Here is a 12,538-nt window from a genome sequence, read left to right on the forward strand (position 1 = left end):
GGACTGAACTCAACTCCACCTCCACGCCCCACTCGGCGTCTCACCCGTGCATGGCGAGCGCTGCCGCAGCCGGCTCATCACCAACTTGTGGCGCTGCGCACTCTGCGGGCGCCTGCATTCTCGGCGCCGACAGTTCCCGGCCGTCAGGGCCGTTCGGCGGAACTGCGCAGACCGCGGGCTTCGTTCCGGCGTGGAGGCGCTCGCCTGTTGCTACTCCTTTGAGCCTGGGCGCTGCATACCTCGATGGTGTGACGGACCAATCCGGGCGCACCCTTGGGACGGATTCCGGTTATGGACCACGACACAACTCACAGGCCACTGGACGGCGTCAAACGCTTGGCACTGGGCGCACTGAGCGGTCTCCTGGCCGGCTACGCGGCCCTCACGGTGGCAGAGCTGGTCTCGGCAGCGGTGCGACCCGAATCTGGACCGATCATCGCGGTCGGCGGGTCCGCCATCGACCGCACGCCTTCCGGCGTGAAGGACTGGGCGATCAGGCAGTTCGGCACAAACGACAAGCTGGTGCTCCAGCTCGGGATCCTCGCCGTACTGACCGTACTGGCCCTGGTGTTGGGCATGGTGGCGACCCGGTGGAGGCTGATCGGTTCACTCGGTGTGCTCGCGTTCGGTGTGGTGGGGGCACTGGCAGCTGCGAGCCGTCCGGACTCGACGAGCATGAAAGACGCGCTGCCCTCCGTGGTGGGCGCGCTGGTGGGAGCCGGTCTTCTCTACTGGCTGATCGGACGCCTTGGTCCCACCCGTCGCAAGGTCGAGGGCCCGGACAGCCCGGATGTCGGGCGCGGCAGCACGACGGACACGGGCTCCGATGACGCGCACGATGCATCAGCGTCACCGGCCCCCGCGTCACCGGGGGCGGACTCGGCAGGGTGGGACCGACGAGGCTTCGTACTCGCCGCGACGGCTGCTGCCGCGGCCTCCACCGGTGCGGGCCTGGTCGGACGCGCGCTCAACGGCTCCCAGGGCCAGAACGCGGTCGCCTCGCGCAAGAGCGTCGTGCTCCCGGCGCCGTCGTCAACGGCTGCGCCCGTTCCCAAGGGTGCGGCACTGCGCATTGACGGGATCAGCCCATTCATGACGCCCAACGACGACTTCTACCGCGTCGACACCGCCCTCGTCGTACCCAAGGTGGACGCGACGTCCTGGCGGCTGCGCATCCACGGCAAGGGAGTCACACGGGAACGCACGATCTCGTTCGACGATGTGCTGAAGATGCCGCTCATCGAGCGGAACATCACCCTCACCTGTGTCTCCAACGAGGTCGGCGGCCCCTACGTCGGCAATGCCCGCTGGATCGGCGTACGCCTGGCCGACCTCCTCCGGGAGTGTGGCGTCAAGGCGCCGTCGAAGGGTGGCCGCGCTGACCAGCTGGTGGCCCGGTCGGTGGACGGGATGACGATCGGCAGCCCGGTGGAGGACGTGATGGACGGGCGGGACGCCATGCTCGCCGTGGGCATGAACGGACGGCCCCTGCCTTTCGAGCACGGCTTCCCGGCGCGGATGGTGGTGCCGGGCCTCTACGGCTACGTGTCGGCCTGCAAGTGGATCGAGGACATCGAGCTGACCACGTTCGACGCCTACGACTCGTACTGGGTGAAGCGTGACTGGGCCCAACGCGCGCCCATCAAAACGGAGTCACGGATCGACACCCCGAAGCCGTTCGGGCGCCCGAAGGAGGGGGCTGTCATGGTCGCCGGCGTCGCGTGGGCCCAGCACCGGGGCATCGAGAAGGTCGAGGTGCGCGTCGACGACGGTGAGTGGCAGGAGGCCAGGCTGGCAGTGGAGGACACCCGCGATACCTGGCGACAGTGGTCCTATGCCTGGGACGCCACCAAGGGCAACCACACGCTGACGGTGCGGGCCACCGACAGCACCGGTGAGACACAGACCGAGAAGCGCACGCCGCCCATTCCCGACGGCGCGTCCGGTTGGCACTCGGTCGTCGTCACGGTGGAGGCGTAGCGCGAGAGACGGCGCCGAGCAGGATTCGACGATCAGGGTTCTGATGACAGATGGTTCCGGCGACCATGAGCCCTCCGGCGGCGCTGGAACTGCCGGCCTGAGCATCAACTTCAAGGGCGGGCATGCCATCCACGCACGCGCGCGTGAGAGGCGCCGCTCCCTCCTCCCGGTGGGCGCCTCTCGGATTGGGTTGGTGCCTTGCGGTGCGGGACCTCAGCTCTTGGGCATCAGGACCGTGTCGATGATGTGGACCGTGGCGTTGGAGGTCGGGACGTCGCCGCAGACAATCTTGGCGCTGTCGTTGACCTTGTAGCTGTCGCCGGATCCGGCGGTGGTCAGCATGCCGCCTTCCAGAGTCTTGAAACTGCCGTCGGCCAGCTTGTCCTTCGCCACCTTCTCGCCGACGACGTGGTAGGTCAGGATCTTGGTGAGCTGGTCCTTGTTGTTGAGGACCTTGTCCAGGTCAGCCTTGGGGATCTTGGCGAACGCCTCGTTGGTCGGCGCGAAGACCGTGATGTTCTCCGCCTTGTTCAGGGTGTCGACCAGACCGGCCTTCTTCACCGCGGTGACCAGGGTGGAGAGGTCGGGGTTGTTCGAGGCGGCGGTGGCGACCGGGTCCTTGGCCATCCCGTCGAAGGACCCGGCGCCCTCTTTGGGCACGGACGAGCAGGCCGGACCGAAGGGTCCCGACATGTCGTCTGCGGTGGCCGCGGGTGCCAGTGTGATCACTGACAGCGGCAGCACGAGCGCCGCCGCTCCGGTGACGATGCGGCTGCCTGCGTGGTGAGCGGGTCATGACGAACACTCCTTCGTGGCGGGTGAACGGGTCCCGCCGGGCCCCGGCCGCCCGGGGTCGGTGAGGGCGCGGGCAACCGGGGTTCGGCGCTTCCTTCGCGCCCTCACACCGGTAATCCGAAGCCATCCGTGAGCCGGATTGGGATGATTTGCGCATTTTGTCACCCATGGCAATCCGGCCCGGCCGCTGGCGCGGATTACTGGTGGAGGGCGCACTCGGATGCGGCGCCGCAGCATCGACACCGCGGACGCAGCGGGCAGGGGGCGAGCACCACAGGGAGTTCGGTCATGACACACCCGAAGAGCCAGGCCGGGATGCGCAGCGCAGTCCTGGCAGCAGCTTGCGCGCTGGCCGCCGGGCTCGCCGCCGGCACGGCCCATGCCTCCGACCCCGGCCCCGGCCCCGGCCCCGGCCCCGACGACGGATGGAACCAGTCAGCCACGTACGGCTACACCATCACCTCGACGACCACGTTCTGGCCCGTTTCCGCTACGGACAGCAACCCTGCGGCCCCCGCTGTGGTGACATCCTGGACGCCCCTCGCCGTCCGCGACGCGCCGACCACTCATACGAAGGCGACGTCCCATCTGCCCGTGGGAGCCCACATCCGGCTGTTCTGCCAGACCACGGGTGAACGCGCACAGGGGACATCCACCTGGTACTTCGACAACGACGCGCACGGCTGGGTCAGCGCGGCGTACGTCCATCCCACCCACGGACAACCGCCCGGCTGCTGAGCCGACCACGTCACCATCATCCAGGGGGTGTGGAGACGCTGTCATGACCGCCCTGGACCCGCGGCCCGACGATCCTGGCCGGGTCGCCCGGGACGATCACCTCCTGCCCGTCGACCACCGCCTGGGCAGGTCTACCGCTACTGCGCCGGCTTCGTGGGGGGTTCCTCATGGCCTTCGGCATCCTCGGCCTGACCGGCCGGATCGGCTCCTTCGCCATGAGAACCGGCGACATCGCCCGTCGCGCACCGGACGGCACCGTCGTACACCCGTCACCCGATCGGGAATCCACCAATCCGCCGCCCCGGGTGGTTCCGGATTCCCGTCGATGGAGGCGAACGGCCTTCATACAACCGATCTTTGAGGGATTGTCATGCAGACTCGAGTCCGCCGTGCAGCCGTCGCCGTAGCTGCCGCCGCCATGCTGCCGCTCGCGCTGACCGCATGCTCCGACAGCGACTCCAAGGACAAGGCCTCCGACAGCGCTTCGACGTCCGCGGACAAGAGCTCGGCGATGGCCAGCCCTTCCGACGACATGACCCAGGCCAGCGCGCCCTTCGGGCCTGCCTGTTCGTCGGTGCCCAAGGACGGTGCCGGCTCGTTCGACGGGATGGCCAAGGACCCGGTCGCCACCGCCGCCTCGAACAACCCGGCCCTCTCGACACTGGTCACCGCGGTGAAGAAGGCAGGTCTGGTCGACACGCTCAACAACGCCGAGAACATCACCGTCTTCGCGCCGACCAATGACGCCTTCGCCAAGATCCCCAAGGCCGACCTGGACAAGGTCCTCAACGACAAGGCCCAGCTCACCAAGATCCTCACCTACCACGTCGTGGGCCAGAAGCTCGCGCCGAAGGACCTGGAGAACGGCTCCTTCGAAACGCTGGAGAAGTCGAAGCTCACGACCTCGGGTTCCGGCGAGAGCTACAAGGTCAACGACAGCGCGAACGTGGTCTGCGGGAATGTCAGGACGGCCAACGCCAACGTCTACATCATCGACACCGTGCTCATGCCGAAGAGATGACGACCACGGAAGCGGCGCATTCCGCAGGGCCTCCCACAGGTTCCGGGGAATCGTGCCCACCAGGGCGGGCGGCGATGCGGAACCGCAGCCGCCGAGCGTGCAGCAGGGGCCGGGCGCTCCCGCAGCGTAAGTCAGGAGCCGCGGGTGAGGCTCGGTTGAAAGAACTCCACAGACGATGGGGAGCGGGTCCGTGGTTCGGGCCCGCTCCGCGGTCGGACGAGCTGAAGCGTGAGAACTCAGCAGGTGGACGGCGTACCGTCGTAGAGTCCGGAGTCCGCCGACGACGCTGCGCTGGTAGTAGCCGCAAGTGGAACGCCGAGCGAAGTCGAACGTGGCTCCTGGCTCCAGGTGCCAGATCCGCACCAGACCCGCCACCACGGTCTCGATGACGGCCATGGTGGGCACGAGGCTGTCGTACGGGGGCGAAAGATCGAGTGGTGACCCGCGCGATGCGTTCGCCCTCCTTCAGCCGATCATGCGCCTCTTCGCCCAGTGCCCAGTTACCAGGTCGACAGCGAGGTCGACGACGTCATTCTGACGACCTTCCCGGAGTTCGCGGCCGCGGCAGCGGCTCCTGCGAGGATTCCTCGTGCGCGCCGTGCGCTACCTTGCGGCCGAAGCGGCATCCGGCAGCCTTTCCTGCGTGCCCTCCGCCACCGCTTGCGCCTGATGGCGCTCCGCTACGACCGGTGCGGCCCCCTCGTAGTTCGTCTCGCGTTCCACGGCCCCGGTGAGCGAAGTACGCCATGAGGCTGGACCGGCCGCCGGGGAGGTAGGTCGACGCGCAGGCGCGGGAGATCCCCATCCCGGCTGCCACGCGGGCAATCGAGCGGTTCTGACATCACTGCACGAGCCGAAGCTTCCCCTCGGGAGGCAGCGGAGGATTCCGATGAAGCACGGGCGTTCCTAACGCCAAGGGTCGAGGGCGAGCTTGCCCTGGGTCCGGCCCTCTTCGAGTTGCTGCAGCACCTTCGGTCCCTCGGCCAGGGGATGCACGTGGGGGTTGCCGGGTGGGTACACGCCGTGGGCGATGAGGGCCTCGATCTCAACGAGCAACGACTGGTAGAGAGATGGTGCCGCGACCGCCAGTGCACCGATGTGCAGACCCTTCACTTGGACCGGGTGGGTGAAGACCAGGTCGTGGGTGGAGAGGGTGGCGTCGCCGGAGGCGGCGCCGAACACGACGATGCGTCCGGTGAAGGGTTTGGTAACGGACAGGCTGGTCTTGAACGTGGCCTGTCCGACTGATTCCAGGACCAGATCGACGCCGCTGGTCAGGCGGGTGATCTCTTTGGCCAGATCGGGGCGCCGGCCATCCAGGACCTCGTCGGCGCCGAGCGCCCTGACGGTGTGATGCTTCGCCGGTGAGGCCGTGGCGATCACGCGTGCGCCGTAGTGGCGGGCGAGGCGGACGGCGGCCTGCCCGACGCCTCCGGCCGCGGCATGTATGAGGACCGCCTCACCCCTCTTGATCTCGCCCAACGGCTTCAGTGCCGCCAGGGCGGTGGCCCAGTTCAGCACCAGGCCGAGGGCTTCGGCGTCGCTCCAGCCGGCCGGGACGGGAAGCGCACCCGCGGCCGGCATCGTCATGTACTGCGCGAAGGCGCCCGGTCCGGCTCCGACAACATGGGTGCCGAGCTGCAGCGGAGTCTCTACGTCCGGGCCGACACCTACGATCTCGCCGGCGGCCTCGAAGCCCGCCACGTAGGGCGCCTGCGGACCTCCTCCGTAAGTACCGTGGGTCTGCATGGCATCGGCGAAGTTGACCCCGGCGGCGCCGACGCGGATCAGATACTCGCCGCGCCCCGGGGTGGGGCGGCGGTGAGCAGTCGTGAGGGCCAGGTCCTTCGGTCCCCTGCGCGAGTACTGGACCAGTGCTCGTCCCGGTTGCTCGACGGTGTTCTGCTGCTTGTTGATCTCCATGCACTGAACGTAGGAGCCTGACACTTGTGTCAAGGTCAAGAGGGCTGTCCGAGATCGGTACGGCGCGCCTCACGCAGGTAGGCGTCGAGTGCCGCGTGCTGATCGCTGAGCACAGCGATGCGGGCGGCGAGCCGATCGCGATGGCGCTGCACCTCATGGAGGAATTCCGCGCGCACCACATCGGTGCCGGCATCGGATCCGTCAGTGAGACCGGGCAGGGCTTCCCTGATCAGCCGTACGGGCAGCCCGGACTCCAGCAGCGAGCGGATGACGAGCACCCGGTCGATGGTGGACTGGCAGTAGTCGCGGAACCCGTTGCTGAAACGGCCGGGGACGATCAGGCCCTCGTCCTCATAATGCCGCAACGATCGCGCACTCACGCCGCTGGCCCTCGAAGCCTCACCAATCTTCATAAAGCCAACCAACGTCCAGGAGCATCGCAATCTTCCGGCACTCGCCGACGACGCGTTGAAGACCTGCTCAGGTGTCAACAACCTCATGTCCCGCGACATCTTGGGGCAGCGTTTGTCCGCCGGTTTGGGCAGCAGTTGCGGATCTTGAGGCCCGCCAATGTTCAGGAATACCACTGAGGTTGTGGGCATGATGTCGTCAAGGTCAGTCCAGTGGCTGCGAGACATCTGTCGATGACGTCGCTGCGGTATTGCAGCTTGCGCGCCCGGTCAGTGTCCTGATGCGCTCCAGCGTCCGGATCTGGTTCGGCCAGCCGTGCGCGAAGGGCCCTTCGGCCAGTTCCCGCTCCAGCACCGCGACCAGGTCCTCGCTCAGCGTGGGCCGGGCGGCCCAGCCATACCGCAGCCGTCACCGACCGCCAGCCCCAAACGGACATCACGGTGACACGTTCAGTAGCAGCGTTGGCGGCGTCACTGCCCGGCGCATGGCCGGGTGAATCCGGCTGCGACCCTGGTCAGCATCTGGGCGAGGAGGTGGAGAGCTCGTGCCCGTGTCGGCACTCCGCGCGCTGTGCCGGTCCAGTAGGTGTTGGTGAGCCTCTCGGTCACCACGAGGGTTCGGCTGTCGTCCTTAGCTGCGAGTACGAGGACGAACCGCACGCAGTCGCCGATGTCGGTGTCCTGAGGGTGCTGGTTCACGAAAGTGTGCAGACGTGCTGTCAGGGCGGGCAGAGTGCGGTCCGTCGGGAAGACGACCGCGAGTCCGGCAAGGGCCAGCCGGCCGGACTGCGGGGCATTCCGCGGGCCAGCGCGCCAGCATGTCAGGGGTGTGCCACTGGACCGCGTTGCGGGCCCGGGCCTCGCTGTCGGGATCGGTATGTTGCGGGGCAGCCGGCCAGGTTCCGGCGAGGTGGCGCTCGGGGGCGGTGGCTGCACGGAACAGCAGGTCGACGGCTTGGAACCGGTACCGGGCGGAAATCCGGTCGTCGACGGCCAGTGCCGCGAGCAGGGCGAGGCCATCGGCGGTGTGGGGCTGACAGGTGTCCTGGTGGAGGATCTCGTTGTAGAACTCGGCGAGGAAGGCCCGGTCGTCCCAGTCGTGGTCTGTCTCTGAGCCGAACAGGATCGCCGCTTGAAGCGGCATGCGGTCCGGCAGGCGATCGGCGACGACGTCCCGGAAGAGCTGCCGGATCGGCGGACCAGAAGCGATCGAGTCGCTCCGGGTCTGCTCGGGTGCGGCGCGCGTGTCCATGACCAGCGCAGCCTACTGGAGCGTCTCGGGCTGGTAGCCCACCGCCCGGAAGGGTCGGGCCATCGAGGCAGGCAGCACCAGAGGTCAGCCGGCCTTCGCCCAACTCCACAGCCCGAGCGCGATCAGCATGACGTGACTTGCCGGCAGTCCCGGAGTCCTCGATCATGCGGAGCGGCCGACCCTTCCTGATCCATTCGCAGTCGGCGAGCGCGTGTTCGGCACACGATTCGACCGGCGCCGCGGGCGACTGAACCGACTTGGCCGGTGATCGCGTTGCCTCGCAACCGGTCGGTGGGGATGCTGATCCGCAGGAGGTGCTAAGTGATCAGCGTCGCGTTGAGGCTGTCCGTGCGAAACCTGAAGCCCGAGGATCTGCCGCAGTGCACATGGGCAGGGTCCTCCCTTCATCTCGCCGGTGTCGCCCGGCAGTTGGAGCGCGCGAGCAAGGGCGACGTCGACTACCTGGTGGTCTGCACGCCCACTGGCCTTCCCATCGCCAAGGGCGGTGTCGACTACCGGGTCAAAGAAGGCGCCGGCACGCTGTGGCAGCTGGCCGTCCACCCCGCCCTGCAGTCCTGCGGCATCGGGACCGTCCTCGTCGGCGCCGCGGAACAGCGGGTCAGGGACCGAGGCCTGCGGTACGCGGAACTGAGCGTCGAGGACAGCAACCCACGCGCCCGCGCACTGTACGCACGCCTGGGATACACGGCATACGACCGGCAACCGGATTCGTGGGACGAGCAAGGCTTTGACGGCTCGCTGCGTCGTCGCGAAACGATGTGCACGCTGATGCGGAAGATCCTGCACTGACGGGCGCCGACCGGCCGGGAGTTCGGCGTCATGTGGGCGCCCTCCCGGCCCTGCCGTGGCGGGCCGTGCGGTCGCCGTGTCGAGCATGAACTGCGCGGCGGCCTTCCGCCGGATCCGCGTCCTCGCGCCATAGCTCGGTGATCAGCTTGCCGAACTGACGTGGGCTCAGCCCGGTGAACGGGGCTATCCAGGACGGCTCGAACGCCCATATCACAGCAACCACAGCGAGATCGTCGCAGAGAACTACCGCATGGCACGATAACCGCCATGTCAGGTCAGGTCTGGGTGTCACTCATATCGCTCGGCGGCGTTGCCCTCGGCGGCTCGCTGTCCTTTCGGCTCCCACCTCGATGAACCGCTCCAGCAGCACCAGCCGTTCCCCGCGCCTGGCCTCCGACAGAGCGATACATCGTCCAGCACAGAACTCAACTCTCCGCGGAACGCGCTGAACAACAACGGCAGGTGATTCTGCCAGTTGGAAGTCGCTTCTCTTGGCGATCGGGCGCCGGGCATCATCGCCACCGGCAGTGGCCACGGTGCGAGAGGACAAGTACGGCAAGCCCGGTCCCGGGGGTACATCGACTCGACCTCGTTGGCGTCCACGACGCGGTCAAGGTTCCAGCGCCAGGCAGGGGTTCACGGCTCAGGTGATCGGTCACGGCAGGGCTCGCCCGCGTCGTTGCCGATCACCGGGACGGTGAACACCGATGCGGTGGCGATGGTGGGGCGTTCGGAGTGGCCCCAGCCGAAGGAGGCTCAGCGGGTCTTCGGATCAGCCACACCCGGTAGGTTTCGTACGGCCAGCGCCACAGCCTCGCGGGCTGTGGCGCACAGGCCGAGGTCCTGCGCCACGATGCTCTTGCCCACCCCGTACGTGCCATCACTGTTCGCTGTCAGGCATGGGCCGGTTGGGGTCAGCTGGGGGCGCGTGGTGGCCGAGAAGCGCAGTACCCAGTGACTGGTGAACGGGTACAGGTCGCGCAGTGCAGGCTCGGCAAACGCAGCCTCGACCAGGCTCCGATAGGCCGGAGACCAGGATGAAGACAGCTCAGTCGCCTCAAGACGCAGGTGCTGCCATTCGCTTTCCATCCTGCGTGCAGGATCTGGGTCACGCAGATCGAATCGGCCGGTCAGATGGACGAACGGAGCGGCGTCGCTGATCTCACGGAGCGTTTCGCCGTCGTGCCATGCGCGGGCAACCGCTGCAACCGCTGCCAAGTCGGCCGTCCTGCCCTCGATGAGAGCCATATTGTCGAAGGCGTCAGCGCCGCGGATCGACCAGCAGCGCTCGTGGCGCCATCCATCGATCTGCAAAGGCAGGCGATGTGGCACGGCGCAGCTGACCGCAGCATGAGTCAGCGGCTCGGATTCCGAGCTGGCGATCGGAATGGCGAACAGGACGCCCCCGGCTGCGAATCGGAGGGCCGCGCCAAGACTGCCCTGGTGCGCGACATCGGGGTACAGGGAGGAAGGGTCAGGAGGTATGGCCATGAAGCCTCATTGTGCCGCGACCGACGAGAAGAACGGTTGCACGGTGGATCACGACGGCGCTAACGAGCCCGTGCCTGGTTGGCGGCCGGGCGTCGTGGTTGGTTGATGGCAAGCGTTGCCCGCTTGGTGGTCGTCAACGGATCGCGGATGACCGGGATGACCATGAATGTGATCCCGGAACTCGTCGCTGAGATCGGCCCGTCGTGGGCCGATCAGCAGTAACGGCGACTTCGGGACGGCCGCGGCAACGAGCTGTCGAAGCGGGATCCGTCTGACACCGTGGCGTCACCCGACTGCAGCGTGGAGCGACACGGTTGTGGAGGAGCAGGGCGAAGCTGACGAGGGTGCGGCCCAGTCCCGCGTGGGAACGAGGACCGGGCCGCGGCGCGATCAGCCCGTGACGCGGACGCCGAACTGGAAGCTACCGATCGTGCTCATCGACTCGTAGCGCACCGAAGCCCCCGGATACGGCGCGTGCACCACCTGGCCGTTGCCCGCGTAGAGGCCGACGTGCTCGGTGTTGTTGAAGAACACCAGGTCACCGGGCTTGAGGGCGCTCATGCCGATGTGGGCTCCCTCGTTGACCTGCGTGTACGTGACCCGGGATATCTGGACCCCGGCCTGCCCGTACGCCCACTGTGTGAGGCCTGAGCAGTCGTAGGAGTTGGGGCCCGTGCCGCCACGGACGTACGGTTTGCCGATCTGGGAGGCGGCCGCGTTCAGGGCGGCGGCACCGAACTGGGAGGCGGCCACTTCGTTGCCGAGGTCGACGCGGTCGGCGGAGGAGCGGCTGGCGCGCTCCTCCTCGTCGGCCATCTTCTGGCGCTCGGCGGCGGTCAGGGTGTTGAGCAGCTTCTGCGCCGAGCTGAGCTTGCCCTGGATCTCCTTCTTCTTCTTGCCGAGTTCGGTGCGGGTGTCGGAGAGGTCGTTGAGCTTCTCCGATGCCTCGGCGCGCTCCTGGGCCAGCGTGCGCTGTTTCTCCTGGACCTTCTTCAGCGCCTCCAACTGCTGCGTGGAGAGCGAGTCGAGGGTGGACGCCTTGTCGAGGTAGTCGTCCGGGTCGGCGGAGAGGAAGAGCTGGACGGAGGGATCGATGCCACCGGAGCGGTACTGCTCGCTGGCCATCGCGCCGAGGCCCGTGCGCAGTTCGTTGAGCTCTTCCTGCCCGCGGGCGACCTTGTCCTGGAGCTGGTCGATCTCCTTCTGCAGCTTCTTCTGCTTCTCCTGGGCCCCGTCGTACTGGTTGGTGGCCCGCTCCGCCTCTTCGTAGAGCTTGTCGACCTTGGCCTTGACCTCGCTCTTGTCGGGCTTGGGCGCGGCGTTGGCCGCCTGCGAGGTGAGTGCCACGGCAGCGGCGGCGGTCGCGGTGAGCACGGTCACCCGGGTGCGGCTCGACTGCTTGGGTCGACGGTGGGACGCCACGAAGGCGGGCTCCTTCATCCTCCGGCCGCCCACGGAACGACCAGTGGGCGGTGCCCTCCACCGTCACTCGCCTCGTGGGAGTGATCATTTGAAGGTCCGAGACCCGACCTTAGTGACCTTCCTGTGACCATTTCAAAGTCTTGCGTGAAAAAACTTGGCCACACCTGCATTATTTACGCACAACTCACGTCCAGTGATGCCAACTTGACGGTATGCAGCCGTCCGACGGCCCTGGGCTGCGCCTCGGCCTCGCGGTCTTCTCACCTCGCCGACCTTGCCCGGACCGAGGGTGCGGGGACCGACCGCTTCCAGGGCCGCGCCGAGCCCACTGTGTACGGACCTCCAGGGTCGTAGGACCGGTTCAGGGCGGTCGTGCGGCAGCAGGTTCCAGGCGTAGCGGGCGAAGAGCCCGCGGTCGCCGAACTTCCCGTCTGACCAAACGGTGACGGTAGACCGCAATTTCCCTGTGTCCACGGTCGGCCCCTACCCGATCGGTTCGCCTCCCACGACCGGCGAGGGCCCGAGAGGCAAGTCACGCGCGAGAAACTGGCGCCCCCAATTGTGAGCGGGAACGGACCGCATCGGGGTGTCCCGATTCTCCCCAGACGCCGAGCTTCCGTCCGGCGTGTGGCACGGTGCGGAGCATGTGGGACTCCTGGGTCGACGCGCCTGGCGCAGGGCGGGGGCTCACGAACG

At 67.6% G+C, this 12,538-nt stretch carries 10 protein-coding genes and 1 pseudogene; 5 read left to right on the forward strand and 6 right to left on the reverse strand.

The window, feature by feature from the left end:
- The first annotated feature begins 291 nt into the window (after positions 1 to 291).
- Complete coding sequence (locus RBJ77_RS50100) at positions 292 to 1,980, forward strand: molybdopterin-dependent oxidoreductase (RefSeq protein ID WP_372351033.1); 1,689 nt, start codon at positions 292 to 294, stop codon at positions 1,978 to 1,980.
- Between the two features lie 213 nt (positions 1,981 to 2,193).
- On the opposite strand, the gene RBJ77_RS50105 is transcribed toward RBJ77_RS50100, so the two are convergent.
- On the reverse strand, positions 2,194 to 2,724 hold the full coding sequence (locus RBJ77_RS50105) for a fasciclin domain-containing protein (protein ID WP_372351034.1): 531 nt from the start codon (positions 2,722 to 2,724) through the stop codon (positions 2,194 to 2,196).
- A 339-nt stretch (positions 2,725 to 3,063) separates the two neighbouring features.
- Between RBJ77_RS50105 and RBJ77_RS50110 the strand changes: the two genes are divergently transcribed.
- Entirely contained in the window at positions 3,064 to 3,513 is a 450-nt protein-coding gene (locus tag RBJ77_RS50110) for a hypothetical protein (protein ID WP_372351035.1), read from the forward strand.
- Positions 3,514 to 3,883: 370 nt separating this feature from the next.
- Positions 3,884 to 4,534 (forward strand): fasciclin domain-containing protein, encoded by a 651-nt coding sequence (locus tag RBJ77_RS50115; RefSeq protein ID WP_372351036.1) that lies wholly within the window; start codon positions 3,884 to 3,886, stop codon positions 4,532 to 4,534.
- A gap of 906 nt (positions 4,535 to 5,440) precedes the next feature.
- Here RBJ77_RS50115 and RBJ77_RS50120 read toward each other — a convergent pair.
- Positions 5,441 to 6,457 (reverse strand): zinc-binding dehydrogenase, encoded by a 1,017-nt coding sequence (locus RBJ77_RS50120; RefSeq protein WP_372351037.1) that lies wholly within the window; start codon positions 6,455 to 6,457, stop codon positions 5,441 to 5,443.
- A 35-nt stretch (positions 6,458 to 6,492) separates the two neighbouring features.
- The gene (locus tag RBJ77_RS50125) at positions 6,493 to 7,059 is read right to left on the reverse strand and encodes a MerR family transcriptional regulator (protein ID WP_372351038.1); all 567 of its coding nucleotides are present in this window, start codon (positions 7,057 to 7,059) and stop codon (positions 6,493 to 6,495) included.
- 718 nt (positions 7,060 to 7,777) lie between these two features.
- Between RBJ77_RS50125 and RBJ77_RS50130 the strand changes: the two genes are divergently transcribed.
- Both RBJ77_RS50130 and RBJ77_RS50135 read left to right on the forward strand, forming a co-directional pair.
- Positions 7,778 to 7,981: a hypothetical protein gene (locus RBJ77_RS50130; protein ID WP_372351039.1), complete on the forward strand. Its 204-nt coding sequence runs from the start codon at positions 7,778 to 7,780 to the stop codon at positions 7,979 to 7,981.
- Positions 7,982 to 8,440: 459 nt separating this feature from the next.
- Entirely contained in the window at positions 8,441 to 8,929 is a 489-nt protein-coding gene (locus RBJ77_RS50135; RefSeq protein ID WP_372351040.1) for a GNAT family N-acetyltransferase, read from the forward strand.
- 112 nt (positions 8,930 to 9,041) lie between these two features.
- Here the strand turns inward: RBJ77_RS50135 and RBJ77_RS50140 are convergent.
- The 3 genes and pseudogenes from RBJ77_RS50140 to RBJ77_RS50150 form a co-directional block, all read right to left on the reverse strand.
- Positions 9,042 to 9,152, reverse strand: a pseudogene (locus RBJ77_RS50140) (IS5/IS1182 family transposase); the annotation flags it as partial.
- A 533-nt stretch (positions 9,153 to 9,685) separates the two neighbouring features.
- On the reverse strand, positions 9,686 to 10,420 hold the full coding sequence (locus tag RBJ77_RS50145; RefSeq protein WP_372351041.1) for a DUF6193 family natural product biosynthesis protein: 735 nt from the start codon (positions 10,418 to 10,420) through the stop codon (positions 9,686 to 9,688).
- Between the two features lie 390 nt (positions 10,421 to 10,810).
- On the reverse strand, positions 10,811 to 11,842 hold the full coding sequence (locus RBJ77_RS50150; protein WP_372351042.1) for an NlpC/P60 family protein: 1,032 nt from the start codon (positions 11,840 to 11,842) through the stop codon (positions 10,811 to 10,813).
- Positions 11,843 to 12,538 lie beyond the last annotated feature (696 nt).

It is taken from the genome of Streptomyces sp. KL116D (genome assembly GCF_030766975.1).
In the GTDB taxonomy this organism is placed as follows: Bacteria; Actinomycetota; Actinomycetes; order Streptomycetales; family Streptomycetaceae; genus Streptomyces; species Streptomyces longispororuber_A.